At 70.6% G+C, this 21,835-nt stretch carries 16 protein-coding genes; 12 read left to right on the forward strand and 4 right to left on the reverse strand.

Annotated features, from left to right (window positions below; translation table 11 throughout):
- Positions 1 to 121 precede the first annotated feature (121 nt).
- The 4 genes from OHA05_RS27735 (at position 122) to argF (ending at position 6,813) form a co-directional block, all read left to right on the forward strand.
- Complete coding sequence (locus OHA05_RS27735) at positions 122 to 1,693, forward strand: 3' terminal RNA ribose 2'-O-methyltransferase Hen1 (protein ID WP_328862001.1); 1,572 nt, start codon at positions 122 to 124, stop codon at positions 1,691 to 1,693.
- The gene (locus OHA05_RS27740; protein ID WP_328862002.1) at positions 1,690 to 4,245 is read left to right on the forward strand and encodes a polynucleotide kinase-phosphatase; all 2,556 of its coding nucleotides are present in this window, start codon (positions 1,690 to 1,692) and stop codon (positions 4,243 to 4,245) included. Before OHA05_RS27735 ends, OHA05_RS27740 begins: the two co-directional genes overlap by 4 nt.
- Before the next feature lie 246 nt (positions 4,246 to 4,491).
- On the forward strand, positions 4,492 to 5,724 hold the full coding sequence (locus OHA05_RS27745; protein ID WP_328862003.1) for an arginine deiminase: 1,233 nt from the start codon (positions 4,492 to 4,494) through the stop codon (positions 5,722 to 5,724).
- Between the two features lie 63 nt (positions 5,725 to 5,787).
- A complete protein-coding gene (argF, locus tag OHA05_RS27750) occupies positions 5,788 to 6,813 on the forward strand; it encodes an ornithine carbamoyltransferase (RefSeq protein ID WP_328862004.1) in 1,026 nt (341 codons plus the stop codon).
- Between the two features lie 18 nt (positions 6,814 to 6,831).
- Here the strand turns inward: argF and OHA05_RS27755 are convergent, their stop codons facing one another.
- Positions 6,832 to 7,266 (reverse strand): ATP-binding protein, encoded by a 435-nt coding sequence (locus OHA05_RS27755; RefSeq protein WP_328862005.1) that lies wholly within the window; start codon positions 7,264 to 7,266, stop codon positions 6,832 to 6,834.
- A gap of 277 nt (positions 7,267 to 7,543) precedes the next feature.
- On the opposite strand from OHA05_RS27755, the gene OHA05_RS27760 reads away from it, so the two are divergent.
- Together OHA05_RS27760 and OHA05_RS27765 are read left to right on the forward strand one after the other, a co-directional pair.
- Positions 7,544 to 8,371: an enoyl-CoA hydratase family protein gene (locus OHA05_RS27760; protein ID WP_313943568.1), complete on the forward strand. Its 828-nt coding sequence runs from the start codon at positions 7,544 to 7,546 to the stop codon at positions 8,369 to 8,371.
- Entirely contained in the window at positions 8,356 to 10,761 is a 2,406-nt protein-coding gene (locus tag OHA05_RS27765) for a bifunctional salicylyl-CoA 5-hydroxylase/oxidoreductase (protein ID WP_328862006.1), read from the forward strand. The genes OHA05_RS27760 and OHA05_RS27765 overlap by 16 nt, the downstream gene beginning before the upstream one ends.
- 69 nt (positions 10,762 to 10,830) lie before the next feature.
- Here the strand turns inward: OHA05_RS27765 and OHA05_RS27770 are convergent, their stop codons facing one another.
- On the reverse strand, positions 10,831 to 11,637 hold the full coding sequence (locus OHA05_RS27770; RefSeq protein WP_313943566.1) for a PaaX family transcriptional regulator: 807 nt from the start codon (positions 11,635 to 11,637) through the stop codon (positions 10,831 to 10,833).
- Between the two features lie 4 nt (positions 11,638 to 11,641).
- Positions 11,642 to 13,258 (reverse strand): AMP-binding protein, encoded by a 1,617-nt coding sequence (locus OHA05_RS27775; RefSeq protein WP_313943565.1) that lies wholly within the window; start codon positions 13,256 to 13,258, stop codon positions 11,642 to 11,644.
- Positions 13,259 to 13,388: 130 nt separating this feature from the next.
- On the opposite strand from OHA05_RS27775, the gene OHA05_RS27780 reads away from it, so the two are divergent.
- The 5 genes from OHA05_RS27780 to OHA05_RS27800 all read left to right on the forward strand — a co-directional run bounded on the left by OHA05_RS27780 (position 13,389) and on the right by OHA05_RS27800 (position 19,058).
- A complete protein-coding gene (locus OHA05_RS27780) occupies positions 13,389 to 14,531 on the forward strand; it encodes an acyl-CoA dehydrogenase family protein (protein ID WP_313943564.1) in 1,143 nt (380 codons plus the stop codon).
- Positions 14,528 to 14,926 carry a RidA family protein gene (locus OHA05_RS27785; protein ID WP_313943563.1) on the forward strand — a complete coding sequence of 133 codons (399 nt, stop codon included), beginning with the start codon at positions 14,528 to 14,530 and terminating at the stop codon, positions 14,924 to 14,926. The genes OHA05_RS27780 and OHA05_RS27785 overlap by 4 nt, the downstream gene beginning before the upstream one ends.
- A gap of 63 nt (positions 14,927 to 14,989) precedes the next feature.
- On the forward strand, positions 14,990 to 15,835 hold the full coding sequence (locus tag OHA05_RS27790) for an alpha/beta fold hydrolase (RefSeq protein WP_328862007.1): 846 nt from the start codon (positions 14,990 to 14,992) through the stop codon (positions 15,833 to 15,835).
- Between the two features lie 86 nt (positions 15,836 to 15,921).
- The gene (locus OHA05_RS27795) at positions 15,922 to 17,466 is read left to right on the forward strand and encodes an MFS transporter (RefSeq protein WP_313943561.1); all 1,545 of its coding nucleotides are present in this window, start codon (positions 15,922 to 15,924) and stop codon (positions 17,464 to 17,466) included.
- 137 nt (positions 17,467 to 17,603) lie between these two features.
- Entirely contained in the window at positions 17,604 to 19,058 is a 1,455-nt protein-coding gene (locus tag OHA05_RS27800) for a PP2C family protein-serine/threonine phosphatase (RefSeq protein ID WP_328862008.1), read from the forward strand.
- A 64-nt stretch (positions 19,059 to 19,122) separates the two neighbouring features.
- On the opposite strand, the gene OHA05_RS27805 is transcribed toward OHA05_RS27800, so the two are convergent.
- A complete protein-coding gene (locus OHA05_RS27805) occupies positions 19,123 to 19,506 on the reverse strand; it encodes a hypothetical protein (protein ID WP_313943559.1) in 384 nt (127 codons plus the stop codon).
- Between the two features lie 341 nt (positions 19,507 to 19,847).
- Here OHA05_RS27805 and OHA05_RS27810 point away from each other — a divergent pair, with 341 nt between their 5' ends.
- Positions 19,848 to 21,446 (forward strand): hypothetical protein, encoded by a 1,599-nt coding sequence (locus OHA05_RS27810; RefSeq protein ID WP_328862009.1) that lies wholly within the window; start codon positions 19,848 to 19,850, stop codon positions 21,444 to 21,446.
- The last annotated feature ends 389 nt before the right edge of the window (positions 21,447 to 21,835 follow it).

The following is a 21,835-nucleotide window of genomic DNA, read 5'->3' on the forward strand; positions in this document are numbered from 1 at the left end:
GGACTGCCCGGCACCCGAATCAACCGCAGGTGCGGTGCGGCCCGCCGCCGCCCCGTCGCCCGGCCCCGTCCGACGGGGAATTCCCTGGTCGGGACCGGTGAATACGGCCATACTCGGACGGGTGTTCCTGACGATCAGCACCACCGGCACCCCAGAGCGTCCCGCGACCGACCTCGGCTTTCTGCTGCACAAGCATCCCGACAAGGCGCAGACGTTCTCCACCTCGCACGGCACGGCGCACGTCTTCTACCCCGAGGCGTCCGCCGAGCGGTGCACTGCCGCACTTCTGCTGGAGGTGGATCCGGTGGCGCTCGTGCGGCGCGGCAAGGGCAAGGGCCGTGGCGGCGCGCCCGACGCGGCGCTCGCGCAGTACGTCAACGACCGCCCGTACGCCGCGTCCTCGCTGCTCTCCGTCGCCATGACCACCGTGTTCAAGAGCGCTTTGCGGGGCGTGTGCGCCGCGCTTCCCGAGCGGGCCGAGGCACCCCTGCCGCTGCGGATCGAGGTGCCCGCCATGCCCGCGCGCGGTGGCGCCGAACTGGTGCGGAAGCTGTTCGGCCCGCTGGGCTGGACCTCGGTGGACGCGCGGCCGGTGGCGCTGGACGGGCAGTTCCCGGAGTGGGGAGACTCCCGCTACGTACAGCTGGTGCTGGAGGGGGACCTGCGGCTCTCCGACGCGCTGCGGCAGCTGTATGTGCTGCTGCCGGTGCTCGACGACGCCAAGCACTACTGGGTCGCGCCCGACGAGGTCGACAAACTGCTGCGGGCGGGCGAGGGATGGCTGGCCGAGCACCCGGAGCAGAAGCTCATCACCAGCCGCTATCTGTCACGGCGCTGGGGGCTGACCCGGCAGGCGATGGAACGTCTCGAGCTGGTCCGCCTCGCCGAGGCCGACGACCTCGAGGTCGAGGCCGTGGACAACGCCGTCGACGAGACGACCGACACCGAGGACCGGCCCGTGCCGCTCGCCGTGCAGCGGCGGGACGCCATCCTCGAAGCGCTGCGTGCGGCCGGTGCGAGCCGGGTGCTCGACCTGGGCTGCGGGCAGGGCCAGTTGGTGCAGGCGCTGCTCAAGGACGTGCGCTTCACCGAGATCGTCGGCGTCGATGTGTCCGTACGCGCCCTGACCATCGCCGGGCGGCGGCTGAAGCTGGACCGCATGGGCGAGCGCCAGGCCGCGCGCGTCCGGCTGATGCAGGGCTCGCTCACCTATACCGACAAGCGGCTGACCGGTTATGACGCGGCTGTTCTCAGCGAGGTCGTCGAGCATCTCGACCTGCCGCGGCTGCCCGCCCTGGAGTACGCGGTGTTCGGGTCCGCCCGGCCGCAGACCGTGATCGTGACGACGCCGAACGTCGAGTACAACGTCCGCTGGGAGACGCTGCCCGCCGGACATGTCCGCCACGGCGACCATCGGTTCGAGTGGACCCGTGAGGAGTTCCGCGGCTGGGCGACGGGCGTCGCCGAACGTGACGGCTACAGCGTCGCGTTCGTCCCCGTAGGGCCCGACGACCCCGAGGTCGGACCGCCGACCCAGATGGCCGTGTTCACCAGGAACGACACCAGGAACGACAGCAAGAGCGACACCGAGAACGACACCACGAACGACAGCGGCAGCAAGCGCGACACCGACAGCCGGAACAACACCACGAACGACACCACCGGGACCGAGAAGGAGGCGAAGGCCGCATGACCACGACGAGTACCACCGCCGCGCCGGCGAAGCGCGTGCTCCCCGTCACCGACCTGTCCCTCGTCGTGCTCATCGGGGCCACCGGGTCGGGCAAGTCCACGTTCGCCCGCAAGCACTTCAAGCCCACCGAGGTCATCTCCTCGGACTTCTGCCGGGGACTCGTCGCGGACGACGAGAACGACCAGAGCGCGAGCGGCGACGCCTTCGACGTCCTGCACTACATCGCGGGCAAGCGGCTCGCCGCCGGGCGGCTGACCGTCGTCGACGCCACCAGCGTGCAGTCCGAGAGCCGTCGTCAGCTCGTCCAGCTGGCACGGCAGCACGACGTGCTGCCCATCGCGATCGTCCTCGACCTGCCGGAGGACGTGTGCGCCGAACGCAATGCCGCACGTCCCGACCGTGCCGGCATGCCCCGCCACGTCATCTCGCGCCACCGCCGCGAACTGCGCCGCTCCCTGCGCGGCCTGGAGCGCGAGGGCTTCCGAAAGGTCCACATCCTGCGCAGCGTGGAGGAGGTCGAGGCCGCCGAAGTGGTCCTGGAGCGGCGCTACAACGACCTCACCCATCTGACGGGGCCGTTCGACATCATCGGCGACATCCACGGCTGCAGCTCCGAGCTGGAGACGCTGCTCGCCGCGCTCGGCTACAGCGACGGCGTGCACCCCGAGGGGCGTACGGCCGTGTTCGTCGGTGACCTGGTCGACCGCGGTCCGGACAGCCCCGGCGTCCTGCGCCGTGTGATGTCCATGGTCGCCTCCGGCAACGCGCTGTGCGTGCCCGGAAACCACGAGAACAAGCTCGGCCGGTACCTCAAGGGACGCAACGTCCAGCACACCCACGGACTGGCCGAGACGATCGAGCAGCTGGACAAGGAGGACGACGCGTTCCGGGCGCAGGTACGGGAGTTCATCGACGGCCTGGTCAGCCACTACGTCCTGGACGGGGGGAACCTGGTCGTCTGTCACGCCGGACTGCCCGAGAAGTACCACGGCCGCACCTCCGGCCGGGTCCGCTCGCACGCGCTGTACGGCGACACGACCGGCGAGACCGACGAGTTCGGGCTGCCCGTGCGCTATCCGTGGGCCGAGGACTACCGGGGACGCGCCGCTGTGGTCTACGGCCACACCCCGGTCCCCAGCACCTCATGGATCAACAACACCATCTGCCTCGACACCGGTGCGGTGTTCGGCGGAAAGATGACGGCGCTGCGCTGGCCCGAGCGCGAACTGGTCGACGTACCGGCCGAGAAGGTCTGGTACGAGCCGGTCCGGCCCCTGCTCACCGAGGCGCCGGGCGGACGGGAGGGCAGGCCGCTGGATCTCGCCGACGTCCAGGGACGCCGGGTCGTGGAGACCCGGCACATGGCACGGATCGGTGTGCGCGAGGAGAACGCGGCGGCGGCGCTGGAGGTCATGAGCCGCTTCGCCGTCGACCCTCGGCTGCTGGCCTATCTGCCGCCGACGATGGCACCGACGGCCACCTCGAAGGCGGAAGGCTTTCTGGAGCACCCCGTCGAGGCGTTCGCGCAGTACCGCGCGGACGGTGTCGAGAAGGTCGTGTGCGAGGAGAAGCACATGGGTTCGCGGGCGGTGGCGCTGGTGTGCCGCGACGCCGCTGCCGCGCGCGAGCGGTTCGGGGTCGAGGGACCGACGGGCGCCCTGCACACCCGTACCGGCCGGCCCTTCTTCGACGACCCGGCCGTCACCGAGGAGATCCTGGACCGGCTGCGGACGGCCGTGACCGAGGCGGGGCTCTGGGACGAGCTGGACACGGACTGGCTGCTGATCGACGCGGAGCTGATGCCGTGGTCGCTGAAGGCCGCGGGGCTGCTGCGCTCGCAGTACGCGGCGGTCGGTGCCGCGGCCGGGGCGGTGTTCCCGGGCGCCACGGCCGCCCTCGAGAAGGCGGTCGGGCGCGGCGTCCCGGTCGACGGCCTGCTGGCCACGCAGCGCGAACGGGCCGCCGACGCGGCCGCGTTCACCGACGCGTACCGGCGCTACTGCTGGACGACCGAGGGGCTGGAGGGGGTGCGTCTCGCGCCGTTCCAGATCCTCGCCGTGCGGGGGCGTTCGCTCGCGGCCGTGCCGCACGACGAGCAGTTGGTCTGGCTGGACCGCCTGGTGGAGCACGACCCCACCGGTCTGCTCCAGGTCACCCGCCGGCTCGTCGTGGAGACGGCGGACGCGTCCTCGGTCGCGTCCGGGGTCGACTGGTGGCTGGAGATGACGGGGCGGGGCGGCGAGGGGATGGTCGTCAAGCCGCTCGGAGCGCTCGCCCGCGACGGGAAGGGCCGCCTGGTGCAGCCGGGCATCAAGGTCCGCGGCCGTGAGTACCTGCGGATCATCTACGGCCCCGAGTACACCCGCCCGGAGAACCTGGAGCGCCTGCGCGGCCGGTTCCTGAACCACAAGCGTTCGCTGGCGCTGCGGGAGTACGCGCTCGGTCTCGAGGCGCTGGACAGGCTGGCCGACGGGGAGCCGCTGTGGCGGGTCCACGAGGCGGTGTTCGCGGTGCTGGCACTGGAGTCGGAGCCGGTGGACCCGCGGCTCTGATTTCCCTCCGGGCGGCGGCCGGGCCGCGGCGGCCGGATCTGCCGCCACGGCCCGGTCCGGGTCCGCCGCCACGGCGGACCCGGACCGGCACGCAGGCAGTCGAGCCCGTACAACGGTGTGCGGGTATCCGTGCGCGAGGGAGAAACGCCGTCGAAATGCCCGATGCGGCGGCGGCAAACATCAGGATTCATCGTTTGACTGGCCATTCGCCGGGTGAACGGCGCATTGCGCGGTGAGGATGGGGACATGGGATTCCACGTCGACTCCGAGACCGGGCGGCTGCGCCGGGTCATACTGCACCGGCCCGACCTCGAACTGAAGCGCCTCACTCCGAGCAACAAGGACGCGCTGCTCTTCGACGACGTGCTGTGGGTGCGCCGAGCCCGCCACGAGCACGACGGGTTCGCGGACATACTGCGTGACCGCGGGGTGGAGGTGCACCTCTTCGGCGATCTGCTGCGCGAGTCGCTGGACATCCCCGAGGCACGCAAGATCGTGCTGGACCGGGTCTTCGACGAGAAGGAGTACGGTCCGCTCGCCACCGACCACCTCAGGGTTGCCTTCGACGAGTTGCCGACTTCTGATCTGGTCGAGGCGCTGGTCGGAGGGATGACCAAGCGGGAGTTCCTCGCCGGTCATCCCGAGCCGACGTCCGTGCGTTTCCATGTGATGGACCTGGACGACTTCCTTCTCGACCCGCTGCCCAACCACCTGTTCACCCGCGACACGTCGGCCTGGATCTACGACGGGGTCTCGATCAATGCCATGCGCTGGCCCGCCCGGCAGCGCGAGACGGTCCACTTCGAGGCGATCTACAAGTACCACCCGCTCTTCACCGGCCCCCAGGCCGGACCGTTCCACCACTGGTCGGAGGGGCAGGACGACTACCCCTCCACCATCGAGGGCGGCGACGTGCTGGTCATCGGCAACGGCGCGGTGCTGATCGGGATGAGCGAGCGCACCACACCGCAGGCGGTGGAGATGCTGGCGCGTGGGCTGTTCGCGGCCGGATCGGCGCGCACGATCGTGGCGCTGGACATGCCGAAGAGACGCGCCTTCATGCACCTCGACACCGTGATGACCATGGTCGACGCGGACACCTTCACGCAGTACGCGGGTCTCGGCATGCTGCGCTCGTACACCATCGAGCCCGCGGACGGTTCGAGCGGTCTGAAGGTGAGCGACCATCCCCCCGAGCACATGCACAGCGCGATCGCCGCGGCGCTGGGTCTCAAGGAGATCCGCGTCCTCACGGCGACGCAGGACGTGCACTCGGCGGAGCGGGAGCAGTGGGACGACGGCTGCAACGTTCTCGCGGTGGAGCCGGGCGTCGTCGTCGCATACGAACGCAATGTCACCACCAACACCCATCTGCGCAAACAGGGCATCGAAGTGATCGAGATCCCCGGCAGCGAACTGGGGCGGGGCAGGGGCGGGCCGCGCTGCATGAGCTGCCCGGTCGAGAGGGATGCTGTATAGCAATACAGCCTCTCGTATACACTTCCATGGTCACCGCATTTTCGCGACCCAGGAGCAGCCGCCATGGCCATACATCTCGAAGGCCGCCACTTCCTCAAGGAGCTCGACTTCACCGCGGAGGAGTTCCGCGGTCTGGTCGAGCTGGCCGCCGAGCTCAAGGCTGCCAAGCGGGCCGGTACCGAGGTGCAGCGGCTGCGCGGGAAGAACATCGCGCTGATCTTCGAGAAGGCCTCGACACGTACACGCTGTGCGTTCGAGGTCGCGGCCGCGGACCAGGGCGCCGCGACGACGTACATCGACCCGTCGAGCTCCCATATCGGCACCAAGGAGTCCGCCAGGGACTCCGCACGGGTCCTCGGCCGGATGTTCGACGCCATCGAGTTCCGCGGTGACGCGCAGGCCACCGTCGAGGAACTGGCACGGTTCGCCGGGGTGCCCGTCTACAACGGCCTCACCGCGGACTGGCACCCCACCCAGATGCTCGCCGATGTGCTCACCATGGTCGAGCACAGCGGCAAGCCGCTCGGGGAGATCGCGTACGCCTACCTCGGCGACGCCCGCTTCAACATGGGCAATTCGTATCTGGTCACCGGCGCCCTGCTGGGCATGGATGTGCGGATCGCCGCACCACGGGCCTACTGGCCGGCCGACGAGATCGTGACCCGAGCCCGCGCTGCCGCGGAGTCCAGCGGTGCCCGCATCACCCTGACCGAGGACATCGCCGAGGGTGTCCGGGGTGCGGACTTCGTCGCCACCGATGTCTGGGTGTCGATGGGGGAGCCCAAGGAGATCTGGGCCGAGCGCATCAAGGCGCTGGCGGCGTACGCGGTGACCATGGACGTCCTGCGGGCGACGGGCAACCCGGAGGTGAAGTTCCTGCACTGCCTGCCTGCGTTCCACGACCTCGGCACCGCGGTCGGCCGGGAGATCCACGAGACGTACGGTCTGGGCGAACTGGAGGTGACGGACGAGGTGTTCGAGTCGGAGCACTCCGTCGTCTTCGACGAGGCCGAGAACCGTATGCACACGATCAAGGCGGTCCTGGTCGCCACGCTGGCGGGACCCGCCGGCGCCAGTATCTCCGGATAGTCATGCGGGGGAACCGCGTCAGGTCCGCGACGGCAGCGTGAACCAGACGGCCTTGCCCTCCGCGGTCGCCCGGTGCCCGCAGTCCGAGCTCAGGGCCCGTATCAACAGCAGTCCGCGCCCGTGCTCCTGCCAAGGGTCCGGCTCACCGCCCGGCACGGCGATCCGGCACAGATCCCCCGGCGGCGCCGGATCACCGTCATGGACCTCCACCTGGCAGCCGCCCGCGAGCAGCTCCACCACCAGCTCTATGGGTGACTCGCTGGGGGTGTGCTCCACGGCGTTCGCCACCAGCTCGGCCGTCAGCAGCTCCGCCGTGTCACTGTCCGCCGTCGCCTCGATCTCCGCGAGCGCCGTGCGGATCAGGGCACGCGCGATGGGCACCGCTGCCGTGGTGTGCGGCAGGGCGATGCGCCACGAGGCGGGGCCGGAGGCATCGAGCAAGGCAGGGTCCATTCAGGGGTCAGCTCTGGGTGGGTCCGTTCACGAGGTGAGGGTCCTGCTCTCCACCATAGGAATCGCGGCTGCGGGAACAAGGGGCGCAGGCCACCCCGGTCAGGACCTGTGTCACAACCGCTACAGGACCATTGCCGTGTCACGCCACCTCTGTCGCGCACATCACAGCCTCGGTGTCCGCCCGGTCCTGTCGTATAGCGCACTCGTGACGGCAGTCACGTACGAGTGATAGCTTCGAAGGGCAGGCAGGACCGCCGGCCGAGGGAGGCACCACTCCATGAGCCCCTTTCCCAGCTCAGCGCCGCGCGCGGACGCATGGCGTCATCTGCGCGTCACCACGCAGGACGGCGTCGCGACCGTCACGCTCGCCCGGCCCGAGAAACTGAACGCCCTCACCTTCGGCGCCTACGCCGATCTGCGCGATCTGCTCGCCCAGCTGTCGCGCGAGCGCTCCGTGCGGGCGCTGGTGCTCGCCGGTGAGGGCCGGGGCTTCTGCTCCGGCGGCGACGTCGACGAGATCATCGGCGCGACGCTTTCCATGGACACCGCGCAGCTGCTCGACTTCAACCGGATGACCGGGCAGGTCGTCCGGGCCATCCGTGAGTGCCCCTTCCCGGTGATCGCGGCGGTCCACGGGGTCGCCGCCGGCGCCGGCGCCGTGCTCGCGCTGGCTTCCGACTTCCGGGTGGCCGACCCGTCCGCCCGGTTCGCGTTCCTGTTCACGAAGGTCGGGCTCTCGGGCGGTGACATGGGCGCCGCCTATCTGCTGCCGCGCGTCGTCGGCCTCGGACACGCCACCCGGCTGCTGATGCTCGGCGAAGCGGTGCGCGCCCCCGAGGCCGAACGCATCGGACTGATCAGCGAGCTGACGGACGAGGGCCACGCGGACGCCCGCGCGGCCGAACTCGCCCGCCGTCTCGCCGACGGCCCGGCGCTGGCCCTCGCCCAGACCAAGGCGCTGCTCACCGCCGAACTGGACATGCCGCTCGCCGCGTCCGTGGAGCTCGACGCCTCGACGCAGGCCCTGCTGATGACGGGCGAGGACTACGCGGAGTTCCACGCGGCCTTCACCGAGAAGCGCCCGCCGAAATGGCAGGGCCGGTGAACCCCGCGGATGCCGTAGAACCGGCGAACCCGGCCGCCGGCGGTCAAGAACCCCGCACCTCCGGCCGGCCCGCTGGGCCCCCGCTGCCCGGGACGGACTCCACCGGCACCGGCCCGCGCCCCCTGCGCGTCGCCGTCATCGGCGGCGGACCCGGCGGTCTGTACGCCGCCGCCCTGCTCAAGCGGCTCGACCCCGCCCGCGACATCACCGTCTGGGAGCGCAACGCCCCCGACGACACCTTCGGCTTCGGCGTCGTCCTCTCCGACGAGACCCTCGGCGGCATCGAGCACGCCGACCCCGTCATCTACCGCGCGCTCCAGGACGAGTTCGTCCGCTGGGACGACATCGACATCGTCCACCGCGGCCGCACCCTCACCTCCGGCGGCCACGGCTTCGCCGCGCTGGGCCGGCGCAGACTGCTGGGGATACTGCACGAGCGCTGCGAGTCCCTCGGCGTACGGATCCGCTTCCGCACCCCCGCGCCCCCCGCCGCCGAACTCGCCGCCACGCACGACCTCGTCATCGCGGCCGACGGAGTCAACAGCCTCACCCGCGAGGCACACGCCGACGCCTTCGCGCCCCGGATCACCACCCACCGGTGCCGCTACATCTGGCTGGCCGCCGACTTCGCCCTCGACGCGTTCCGGTTCGAGATCGCCGAGACCGAACACGGCGCGATGCAGCTCCACGGCTATCCCTTCTCGCCCGACGCCTCCACCGTCATCGTCGAGATGCGCGAGGAGGTGTGGCGGGCGGCGGGCTTCGACGCCTGTGACGAGCAGGAGTCCACCGAACGCTGCGCCAAGATCTTCGCCGACGCCCTCGACGGCCGGCCGCTGCGGAGCAACAACTCCGCCTGGATCGCCTTCCGGACGGTCGTCAACGACCGCTGGTCCCACGGCCGCACCGTGCTGCTGGGCGACGCCGCGCACACCGCCCACTTCTCCATCGGCTCCGGCACCAAGCTCGCCGTCGAGGACGCACTCGCCCTCGCCGCCTGCATCGACGAGCAGTCGACCCTGGACGAGGCACTGGCCGCGTACGAGAGCGAGCGCCGGCCGGTCGTGGAGTCGACCCAGCGGGCGGCCGCCGCGAGTCTGCGCTGGTTCGAGGAGCTCGGCACCTATCTCGGCCAGCCGCCGCGGCAGTTCGCCTTCAACCTGCTGACCCGCAGCCGCCGCGTCACCCACGACAACCTCCGGCTGCGTGATCCGGCGTTCACCGACGACGTCCAGAAGGACTTCGGGTGTCCGCCCGCCACGCCTCCGATGTTCACCCCGCTCCGGCTGCGCGGCCTCGAACTGCGCAACCGGGTCGTCGTCTCGCCGATGGACATGTACTCCGCGACGGACGGGCTGCCCGCCGACTTCCACCTCGTCCACCTCGGTGCGCGAGCCCTCGGCGGCGCCGCGATGGTCATGACCGAGATGGTGTGCGTGAGCGCGGAGGGCCGCATCACACCCGGCTGCACGGGCCTGTACACCGAGGAGCACGCGACGGCCTGGCGCCGCATCACCGACTTCGTGCACCAGCAGTCGCCCGGCACGGCCATCGGTGTGCAGCTGGGCCACTCCGGCCGCAAGGGATCCACGAAGCTCATGTGGGAGGGCATCGACGAGCCACTGCCCACCGGCAACTGGCCGCTCGTCGCCGCCTCACCGCTCTCGTACCGCCCGGGCGTCAACCAGATCCCGCGAGAACTGGACAGTGCGGGACTCGCGGACATCCGCGAACAGTTCGCGGACGCGACCCGCCGAGCCGTCCGCAGCGGCTTCGACCTCCTCGAACTCCACTGCGCGCACGGCTACTTGCTGTCCGGGTTCCTCTCGGCGCTCACCAACCACCGCACGGACGCGTACGGGGGATCGCCGGAGAACCGGCTGCGCTTCCCCCTCGAAGTCTTCGACACCGTGCGGGACATCTGGCCCGACGACCGGCCCATGACCGTGCGTATCTCCGCCACCGACTGGGCGGAAGGCGGCACGACCGCCGAGGACGCCGTGGAGATGGCCCGGGCCTTCGTCGCCCACGGCGCCGACGCGATCGACGTCTCCACCGGACAGGTCGTCGCCGAGGAACGCCCCGAGTACGGCCGCTCGTACCAGACGCCGTACGCCGACCGGATCCGCAACACCCTCGGCGTACCGGTCATCTCGGTGGGTGCGATCTCGTCCTGGGACGACGTCAACTCGCTGCTGCTGGCCGGCCGCGCGGACCTCTGCGCCCTCGCCCGCCCTCATCTCTACGACCCGCACTGGACGCTGCACGCGGCGGCCGAACAGGACTACACGGGCCCGGGCGCGCCCTGGCCGCTGCCGTACGGCGCGGGCAGCCGCAAGCCGCCGACAGGCCGTACGGACGCTCCCAAACCGAGGCTCACGCTGCGCTGAAGGGGGTGGCACGGACGGCGGGCGCGGACGAGCTCCGACCGGCGCCCGCCGCGCCGGCCCTGACCACCCTCACGTCTCGACGAAGACCGCTCCCGCGTCCCGCAGCAGCTCGTGCAGACGGGTGAACACCTCGGCGGAACGGCCGCCCGGCCAGCCCTCCGGGAGCAGTTCGAGCGGCAGCCCGGGATCCACATACGGCAGCCGGCGCCAGGAGTCGAGCGCCCGCAGATAGTCCCGGTACGCCTCCTCGGGCGAGCCCGTGTGCCCCGCCGACCAGATCCGCAGCACCGGCTCGTGCGCGTCGAGGAACTCCTCGTGCTGCTTGGCGATCGCTCCCAGGTCCCACCAGCGCGCGACCGCCTCCGCCGTGGCCGCGAAGCCAAGGTGCTCACCGCGGAAGAGCTCGACGTACGGGTCGAGCTGGAGGCGGCGCAGCGTGTGCCGGGTCTCCTGGTACAGCCGTGCAGGAGCGATCCACACCCCCGGCGCCGCCGACCCGAAGCCGAGACGGCCCAGCCGCGAACGCAGCAGATGCCGCTTGTGGCGTTCGGCCTCGGGGACCGAGAAGACGGCCAGCACCCAGCCGTCCGTGAGCAGCGGCGCCGGCGGCTCGTAGATGCGCCGGTCGCCGTCGTCGAGCAGTTGCCGGGCGTCATCGGACAGCGCGTATCCGGCCGCGCCGTCGGGCGCGCGGCCGGCGATCAGCAGCCCGCGGCGCTTGAGACGGGAGACGGACGAGCGCACCGAGGGCGCGTCCACGCCGAGTACCGCCATGAGCCGGATGAGCTCGGCGACGGGCAGGGGCCCGGGCCGTTCGCGTCCGTACGCGCCGTAGAGGGTGACGATCAGGGAACGGGGGGTGTGCTGGTCGGCCACGTGATCACTCTAGGGCCCGCAGCCGGAAGCGCTGCAGCTTGCCGGTCGGGGTGCGCGGCAGCGCGTCGAGGAAGACGATCTCGCGGGGGCACTTGTACGGCGTGAGCCGGTCCTTGACCGACTCGGTGAGCGCGGCCGCCGTCTCCTCGCCCCGGGAGACCCCGTCGCTCAGGACGACGTACGCCACCACGATCTGCCCGCGCAGTCCGTCCTCCCGCCCGATGACCGCGGCCTCCGCGACGTCCGGGTGGTGCAGCAGGGCCTCCTCGACCTCGGGTCCGGCGATGTTGTAGCCGGCGGAGATGATCATGTCGTCGGCGCGGGCGACATAGCGGAACCAGCCGTCCGGGTCGCGCACATAGGTGTCGCCCGTGAGGTTCCAGCCGTCGCGCACGTAGTCCAGCTGCCGGGGGTCGCTCAGATAGCGGCAGCCGATCGGGCCGCGGACCGCGAGCAGCCCCGGTTCGCCGTCCGGGACCGGTGTGCCGGAACGATCCACCACCCGTGCCTGCCAGCCGGGCACGGGGATGCCCGTCGTGCCCGGCTTGATGTCCTCGTCGGCCGCGGAGATGAAGATGTGCAGCAGTTCGGTCGCGCCGATGCCGTTGATGATGCGCAGACCTGTCCGCTCCAGCCAGTCCTGCCAGGTGGCGGACGGGAGGTTCTCACCGGCGGACACGCAGCGGCGCAGCGAGCCGACGTCGTGCGCGTCCAGGTTGTTCAGCATCACGCGGTAGGCGGTCGGAGCGGTGAACAGCACCGACACCCGGTGCTCGGCGATGGCCGGCAGCATCTGCAGCGGACCCGCCTGTTCCAGCAGGAGCGCGGAGGCACCCGCCCGCATCGGGAAGATCACCAGCCCGCCCAGGCCGAAGGTGAAGCCGAGCGGCGGGCTGCCGGCGAAGACGTCGTCCGGCTCCGGCTTCAGCACCTGCGCGGAGAAGGTGTCCGCGACGGCCAGCACGTCCCGGTGGAAGTGCATGCACCCCTTGGGGCGGCCGGTGGTGCCGGAGGTGAAGGCGATCAGCGCGACGTCGTCGGCGGCCGTCTCCACCGCGGTGAACGGCTCCGCGGACTGCCCGGCGGCCAGCTGGAGCAGGTCGTCGGGGGAGTCGCCGCCGTACGAGGTGATCCGCAGCCCCGGCACCTCGGCCTTCGCCAGGTCGTCGAGCGAGCGGATGTCGCACAGGGCATGGCTGACCGCGCCGATCTCGCACACGGTGGCCAGTTCTCCCGCCCGCTGCTGGGCCAGCACGGTGACGGCGACCGCACCCGCCTTCAGCACGGCCAGCCAGCAGGCCGCGAGCCACGGTGTCGTGGGGCCGCGCAGCAGGACGCGGTTGCCCGGGACGACCCCGAGGTCGGTCGTGAGGGTGCGGGCGATGCGGTCGACCCGCTCGCGCAGGTCTCCGTACGACCAGGTCTCGCCCCCTCCGGTACGGAAGACGGGCCTGTCGGCCCCGAAGCGGTCGATCGTGCGGTCCAGCAGCTCGGCGGCGCAGTTGAGCCGCTGGGGATGGTGCAGAGCGGGCAGCTCGAAGAGGAGTTCCGGCCACTGCCCGGCGGGCGGGAGGTGGTCGCGCGGAAAGGTGTCGACGTGGGCCGAGGGTGTCAGCTCCATGGTGCGCCCCCTTCTCGTCGTGGGGTCGTGAATGGAGCGTATCGTTAAGGTGACGACAGTCAATGGTCCGCGATATTGTGCTTCTCCGGGGGCCACCGCCGGACCCCCGGCCGTCGAAGTGGGGGCACGAATGCCCGTATTCTCGCTCGATCCGGCTCAGACCGCCTGGTGTGCGGAGCTGCGCACCCTGGCGGCCGAGACGCTCCGCCCGCTGGCGGAGAAGGGCGAACCGGGCCGGGTGAACCGCCCCCTGGTCGCCGCTCTCGGCGAGCGCGGCCTCCTCGCCCGTCTCTTCGGAGCGGGCGCGCTGGAACTGTGCCTGCTGCGCGAATCGCTCGCCCACGGCTGCACCGAGGCCGAGACCGCACTCGCCCTCCAGGGGCTCGGCACGTACCCGGTCGTCCAGGCCGGCACCCGCGCCCAGCAGGAACGATGGCTCCCCGAGGTCATCGCGGGCCGCGCCGTCGCCGCCTTCGCGCTGAGCGAGCCGGACGCCGGCTCGGACGCGGCCGCCCTCGCGCTGCGGGCCGAACCGGACGGCGAAGGATGGCGGCTGACCGGCGAGAAGCGCTGGATCTCCAACGCCCCCGAGGCCGACTTCTGCACCGTCTTCGCCCGCACCACCGAGGGCGCGGGCGCCCGCGGGGTGACCGCCTTCCTCGTACCTGCCGACCGGCCGGGGCTCGGCGGACAGGCGCTGGAGATGCTCTCGCCGCACCCGATCGGGGCCCTGACCTTCGACGGCGTACCGGTCACCCGGGACGACATGCTCGGCGAGCCCGACCGCGGCTTCCGCGTCGCCATGAACACCCTCAACCTGTTCCGGCCCAGCGTCGGTGCCTTCGCCGTCGGTATGGCGCAGGCGGCCCTCGACGCCACGGTGGAGCACACCGCCCGCCGCACGGCGTTCGGCGGCCCGCTCAAGGACCTCCAGTCCGTCGCCCACCGGGTCGCCGAGATGGCGACCCGCACCGAGGCGGCCCGGCTGCTGGTGTACGCGGCGGCCGAGGCGTACGACGACGGCGCCGCCGATGTGCCCAAGCGCTCCGCGATGGCGAAGCTTCTCGCGACGGAGACGGCGCAGTTCGTCGTCGACGCGGCCGTTCAACTCCACGGCGCGCGTGCGCTGCAGCGTGGCCATCTGCTGGAGCATCTGTACCGTGAGGTGCGGGCTCCCCGGATCTACGAGGGTGCCACCGAGGTCCAGCGCTCGATCATCGCCAAGGAGCTGTACGCCGGGAAGCCGCACGCCGCCAAGGAGCCGCCCGTATGAGCCTGCACCGCCACAACCCGGCCGAGCTCTCGCCGCCCACCGGCTTCACGCACGCCGTCACGGCGACGGGGTCCCGGCTGGTGTTCCTCGCCGGACAGACCTCGCTGGACATGGGCGGGAAGGTCGTGGGGGAGACCCTCACCGAACAGTTCGAGACGGCTCTGGCCAACCTGCTGACGGCCCTCGCAGGCGCCGGCGGAGCACCGCAGGACCTGGCCCGGGTGACCGTCTACGCCACCGATGTCGAGGACTATCGCGCCCACGCGCACGAACTGGGCACCATCTGGCGGCGGTTGGCGGGCCGTGACTATCCCGCGATGGCCGTCATCGGTGTCGTGCGGCTCTGGGACGAGCAGGCGATGGTGGAGCTCGACGGCATGGCGGTCCTGCCGTAACGCCCTCCCCGCGACGCCGTGACGCCGTGACGCCGTGACGACCTGGGACCAGGGGGACATGCCATGCCGGAGATCGAGCTGCGGGCCGGGACGATCGCCTACGAGGACACCGGCGGTTCCGGTCCCGTCGTCGTTCTGCTGCACGGTCTCGTCCACGACGCGACGGTCTGGCGCAAGGTGATCGCGGATCTGCGCCGGGACCACCGCTGCATCGCCCCGACCCTGCCCTACGGTGCCCACCGCACGCCCATGCGCCCGGACGTCCCGCTGAGCCCCGACTCCGTCAACGAGCTGATCGCGGAGTTCCTGGACAGGCTCGATCTGCGCGAAGTGACCCTCGTCGAGAGCGACTGCGGACGCGCCCAGACCGTCGCCGGCCGGCATCCGGAACGGCTCGCGCGGCTGGTGCTCATCTCCTGCGAGGCCTTCGACAACTACCCGCCCGGTCTGCCGGGCAAGATGATCTCGGCGGCCTGCAAAGTCCCGGGCGGTGTCGGCCTGCTGGTGCGCACGCTCGCTCTGAAGCCGCTGCGCCGGCTGCCCGTCGGTTTCGGCGCGCTCACCAAGCACGGAGTACCGGACGACGTCGTCGACGCCTGGCTGCGGCCGTTGCTGACCGACAAGGCGATCCGGGCCGACTTCCGGCGCTACGGCAACGCCGTCCGCAGGACCGAACTGCTCGAAGCAGTCGACGGACTGCGGGCCTTCGGCCGTCCCGCCCTGGTGGTCTGGGCCACCGAGGACCGGATGATGCCGCGTGAGCACGGCCGGCGGCTGGCCGAACTGCTGCCCCGGGGACGCCTGCTGGAGATCGACGACAGCCGTACCCTCGTCGCGGAGGACCAGCCGCAGCGGCTCGCGAGCGCCCTGCGCGCGTTCACCGCGGAGCCCACCGCCGGGGGCTGTTGATCGACTGGTGGCGCCGGGTGCCCGGGTTTACCGTCGATGAGTGGACGGAACCGTCTGCTCACCGCTGTGTGAGGGCACGATGCGCCATGACGAGCTCGCAGCCGACACCCGCCTCGCCGGCCACCACGCCGGACTCCGGCGGAGGCCACGGAATAGCTCTTCTCGTCATAGCGTCCTGCCAGCTCATGGTGGTTCTCGACATCACCATCGTGAACATCGCGCTCCCCCACATCCAGAGCTCGCTGGACTTCTCCACGACGAGCCTGGCCTGGGTGGTCAATGCCTACACCCTGACCTTCGGCGGACTGCTCCTGCTCGGCGGACGCGCAGGTGACATCCTCGGCCGGCGCCGGGTCTTCATCTTCGGTGTGCTGCTCTTCGCACTCGCCTCGTTCCTCGGCGGATTCGCCCAGAACGAGGCCCAACTCCTCGCCGCACGCGCCCTCCAGGGCGTCGGCGGCGCCATCGCGTCGCCGACCGCTCTCTCGCTGATCACCACGACGTTCCCCGAAGGCCCGGCCCGCAACCGGGCGTTCGGCGTGTTCGCGGCCGTGTCCGCGGGCGGCGGAGCGATCGGCCTGCTCGCGGGCGGCATGCTCGTCGAATGGCTCAACTGGCGCTGGGTGTTCTTCGTCAATGTGCCGATCGCCCTGATCATCGTGCTGCTGACCCCCCGGCACATCAACGAGTCCGAACGCCACCCCGGAAACTTCGACCTCCTCGGGGCACTGACCTCCACCCTCGGCATGGTCGCGCTGGTCTACGGCTTCATCCGGGCCGCCCAGGAAGGCTGGCGCGATCCGGTCACGCTCGGCTCGTTCGCGGCGGCGGTGGTGCTGCTCGCGTCGTTCATCATGGTCGAGCGCCGCTCGTCCCAGCCCATCACACCGCTGCACATGTTCGCCGACCGCAACCGCGCGGGCACGTACGGCATCATGCTGAGCCTCGCGGCAGCGATCTTCGGCATGTTCTTCTTCCTCACGCTCTTCGTCCAGAACGTCCTCGACTTCAGCCCGCTCATGGCCGGTCTCGCCTTCCTGCCCGTCAGCGCCGTCATCGCCGTGGGCGCGGGACTTGCCTCCCAACTCCTGCCGAGATTCGGGCCGAAACCCTTCATGGTGACCGGTGCGATCCTCGCCGCGGCGGGGCTCGGCTGGCTGACGCAGACCGACATCCACTCCACGTATCTCGGCAGCATCCTCGGACCCATGCTGATCTTCAGCCTCGGTATGGGCATGCAGTTCGTCTCGCTGACGCTGATGGCGGTCTCGGGAGTGGCGCCGGCCGAGACGGGAGCGGCCTCCGGCCTCCTCAACGCCACCCAGCAGGTGGGCGGTTCACTGGGACTGTCCATCCTGGTCACGGTGTTCGGCACCGCCAGCCGCAACGAGGCCGAGGACCAGATCGCGGACTTCATGACCAATGCCACCCCCGCGGAACGGCTGATCTTCCAGCGGACGGGGCAGCTGCCGGCGCACTGGGGCGACGAGGTGCTGACCTCCGGGGTCTCCGCGGCCTTCGTGGTGGCCGCGATCTTCACGTTGATCGCCGCCGTGATCGCTCTCCTGGTGATCCAGGTCCGTCCCTCCGACCTGGAACGGCTGAAGGGCGGTGTGACCCCCGGCCCCTGACACCACCCGCCCGTCGTCACCTCCTGCCACCACCCCCCCTTACCAGGCCCTTCCGTCCCACGGTCGGCAGGCCGGATGCGGTGTCCCGTGGGGCGCACGAGACTGAGATCATCGCCGGTGACGGAGGAGGTGATCGTGTGCGTGCCGACTCGCCTGACGGAGACGGGGGTGCGTCCCAGGCGGTGGGTCTCGCCGTGCTCGATACGGACATGAAATACCTCTTCGCCGACCCGTCCTACTGCCGGATCTCGGGCGAAGTACGCGCGGGTCTGGAGGGCCGCGGCATCAGCGCCCGCGCGGCGCTCAGCGTCGGCGCCGCACCCCTGTCGGCCGCCGTGCTCGCCGACGGCCACACCCGTTCGTTCGCTACGCCCGCCACACGCTGCACCTGGGAGCGGCTCACCGTCCACGGCGAGGTACTGGGTGTGGTGGTGCTGGTCACCGAGACCGTCACCACGACCGACCGGCTCCGCATCGCCGAGGCCGCCGACCGGATCGGCACGACCCTGGACGAGCGGGCCACCTCATCGGAAGTCGTCAGCTTCCTGCACACCGAACTGGCCGACGCGGCCGCCGTCGACCTGCTGCCGGAGGATCCGGCGGCCCACACCAGCCCCGTGGCGGACCGGGTGGCCTCCGCCGGGAGGGTCGAACTGCTGCCGGACCACCCGCCCCGGGCCGTCCTGCGCGGCCGCCCGGTCCTCGTCGAAGGACGGCTCGCCCTGCCGCTCACGCTGAAGGGCCGCGTCCTGGGCGCCGTGACCCTCGCCCGCGCCGAGGGGGACTTCACCGACCGCGATCTGCTGATCGCCCAGTCCGCGGCCCGGCGGGCGGCCGTCGCCATCGAGCACGCCCGGATGTTCGCCCAGGCCCAGCGCACGGCGGTCGAACTCCAGCGGGCCCTGCTGACCGACCCCGGCCTGCCGCACCCCAACCTCCAGCTCGCCACCCGCTACCTGCCCTCGGGCATGGGAACGCTGGTGGGCGGCGACTGGTTCGAGACCGTACGGCTGCACTTCGGCCGCACCCTGCTGGCCATGGGCGACGTCATGGGCCACGGCGTCGAGGCCGCGGTCGACATGAACAGCTACCGCTCGGCCCTGCGGGACTTCGCCTCCGCCGACCTCCCGCCGCACCGCGTCCTGCGCCGCCTCGACCAGGACATCTCCGACGCCGACACCCGCCGCCCGGCGACCTGCCTGCTGGCCCGTCTCGACCCCGCCCGAGGGCTCGCCACCTTCTCCAGCGCCGGCCACCTCCCGCCGGTGGTCTTCAACCGCGAGGGAGTCGGGGACCTGATCCGCGTCCCGGTCGGCCCCCCGCTCGGCACGGGCCTCGGCGGCTACGACATCCTGTCCCGCGCCCTCGACCCCGGGGACACGCTCCTGCTGTTCACGGACGGCCTGGTGGAGCGCCGCGGCGAGGACATCGACGCCTCCCTCGCCCGCCTGGCCGCGGTCCGCCCCGACCCGAAGGGCTCGCTGGACGACCTGGTGGACGAGGTCCTGCGTGAGCTGGACGCGGCGCACGCGGAGGACGACGTGGCCCTGATGGCGGTGAGGATCCGGCGCAAGGCGCCGGGGGAGGAGTGAGCGTGCGACGCACGGGACGCGGCCGAAGGGCCGAGGGCGACCGGGGGCTCGTCGCCGGGGGATGTCAGCACTGGTCGACGGAGTCCGAGGGGTCCTTCCCGATGTTCACATTGCCGCCCCACACCCAAGCGGTCCGATAGGTGGCGGGAGAGGCACTGTCGAAGACCGTTCCCCGGTACCAGATGTCGGTGGTGTAGCCGCCGGCCGTGACGCGGTCGCCTTCCAGGTAGCAGACGCCGTCCATGTAGAAGCGGTCCACCGTGGGGCCCGTGTTGGTGAGCAGTCTGGCCACGACGAAGGGTCCTGTACGGACGTTGCTGTTCGGCTGCAACGACACATAGAACCCCGAAGCCCCCGCGTGGGCGGTCCCCGCGGCGACACCGGTCATGGTGGCGGCTCCTACGAGCGCGAGGCCGGCGGCGGCGAGACGGGTGCGATTCCTGGGCATGGGGCGCTCCTTGAAGTGTCTGCGAGGACGGGGCTGTTCGCTCAGGAGACGGGTCCCGCAGGCCTGTCGTATGACACCGGTCTCCCTTGATTTCGGAGTGGGAGCGGGTGCCATGAGCCCCTGCCGTCCTGCGTCACAGGTGAGAGTCCGTCAGGGGTGATCTGCCGGGTCTGTCCCCGGTTCTCCCGCGTTGCGAGATCCCTTGAGGAGGAGAAGAGTGGTTCTTGTATCGCCTGTGCATCGTTGAGCTGTAGATCTCCATGCCACGGGCAGTCGCCGCCTTCAGAACCGGGTTCCTCGGGGCGCCAAGAAAGTACGTGCAGAGCACACTTGGAACAGCCATGTCGAGAACTGCCCAGCAACAAGTCTTCCGTTTCGTCGGTGCCTCCTGCCTGGCTGCGGCGCTCGCGCTGTCGCCGGGCCTGGCGAGTGCTGAGGCAGCACCCCAAGCACGCGCTGAAGCAGCGACCGCGCTGCCGGCCGCACCAAGTCCTCCTTCTCCACCGCCGGCGGAAGAAGAGCAGCCTCCGCCGCCCCCGCAGGAGCAGGAGCAGCCGCCTCCGCCGCCCCAGGAGGAGCAGGAGCAGCCACCGCCTCCGCCCCCGCAGGAGGAGCAGCAGCCTCCACCTCCGCCCCAGGAGGAGGAGCAGCAGCCCCCGCCGCCCCAGGAGGAAGAGCAGCAGCCCCCGCCGCCCCCGGCGGAGCAGGAGGCGGACTTGAAGAAGCTGACTCCTGACCTGAAGAAGGACGTTCAGGAACTGACGAATCAGCAGGACGCCCCACAAGAGCTCAAGGAGACGGCAACCAAGCTGAACGACACGCTCAAGGTGATCGAGAACCCGAACACACCGCTCGCAGAGCGGGTCACGCTGGCGAACATCGTGAAGCAGTCGTCGGACGTCCTGGCGAATGTCGACAAGTCGAATGCGTCGCCCGAGGTGAAGGCGGCAGTGACCAACACCGTGGAGCAGTCGACGGATGTCCTGGTGGATGTCGGGAAGTCGGATGCGCCCTCGTCGGTCAAGGTGGCCGTGAACAACACCGTGGAGACGACGACGAGTGTCCTCGTGGACGTGCTGAAGTCGGATGCGCCGTCGTCGGTGAAGGTCGCGGTGACGAACACGGTGAAGACGACCACGAGCGTGCTGGTGGACGTGCTGAAGTCGGACGCGCCGTCGTCGGTCAAGATCGCTGTGTCGAACACGGTGAAGCAGTCGACGAGCGTGCTGGTCGACGTCCTGAAGTCCAATGCTTCGCCCGCAGTCAAGATCGCTGTGACGAACACGGTGGAGACGACGACGAGCGTTCTGGTCGACGTGCTGAAGTCGGACGCGTCGCCGTCGGTGAAGGTCGCGGTGACGAACACGGTGAAGACGACCACGAGTGTGCTGGTGGACGTGCTGAAGTCGGACGCGCCGTCGTCCGTGAAGGTCGCGGTGACGAACACCGTGGAGACGACGACGAGTGTCCTGGTCGACGTCCTGAAGTCCGGTGCGTCGCCGGCGGTGAAGGTCGCGGTGACGAACACGGTGAAGACGACGACGAGCGTTCTGGTGGACGTGCTGAAGTCGGACGCGTCGCCGGCGGTGAAGGTCGCGGTGACGAACACTGTGGAGACGACGACGAGTGTCCTGGTGGACGTGCTGAAGTCGGATGCGCCGTCGTCGGTCAAGGTGTCGGCGACCAATGTCGTGAAGTCGACGTCGGAGATCCTGGTTGCTTCTCTGAAGGCTGGTACGCCACCGGCGCAGCAGAAGGCGGCAACGAACTTTGCGAACCAGGTGAACAACACGCTGAAGGCGGCCCAGAACCCGAAATCCTCGTCCGAGCAACGGTCTGAGGCAACAAAGAAGCTGACCCAGTGGGACGACTCGCTTCCGAAGTGCCTGCAACAGAACCCGTTCCAGGAGTGCGTGGCCTCGGCGACAACTGGCCAGTGAAATACCGGTACCTGCATCGGATTCCAGCAAGGACCGGGGAGCGGCCCCGGCAGTGCCCGCGGAAGGTGCGCTGCACAAGGGGGCCGCTCCTTCGTCCGGTCCTCCGTGCACGCTGAACGCGCCCGCTGGAGGAAACCCGCCCTGCGGAGATACGCCTCCGGCGGGGGGACTTCCGCGCCGGCGCGTCTTCATCGGTGCGTGCCGGCCCTGCGGGTCGCTGCTCGCCTTGGAGTGCGGACAGCCGGCGACCGGGGTGGATCAGGAACGGCAGACGGCGCTTGCGCCGTTCGCGAGTGCCGGCCGTGAGTGGGGTTGGTGCGGGGGCTCCCCTCCCGGCGGTGCAGACCGGGCCCAGGCAGGTCGTTCGTACAGTGGCGCGCTCCACCTTG

This window comes from Streptomyces sp. NBC_00306 (genome assembly GCF_036169555.1).
Taxonomy (GTDB): domain Bacteria; phylum Actinomycetota; class Actinomycetes; order Streptomycetales; family Streptomycetaceae; genus Streptomyces; species Streptomyces achmelvichensis.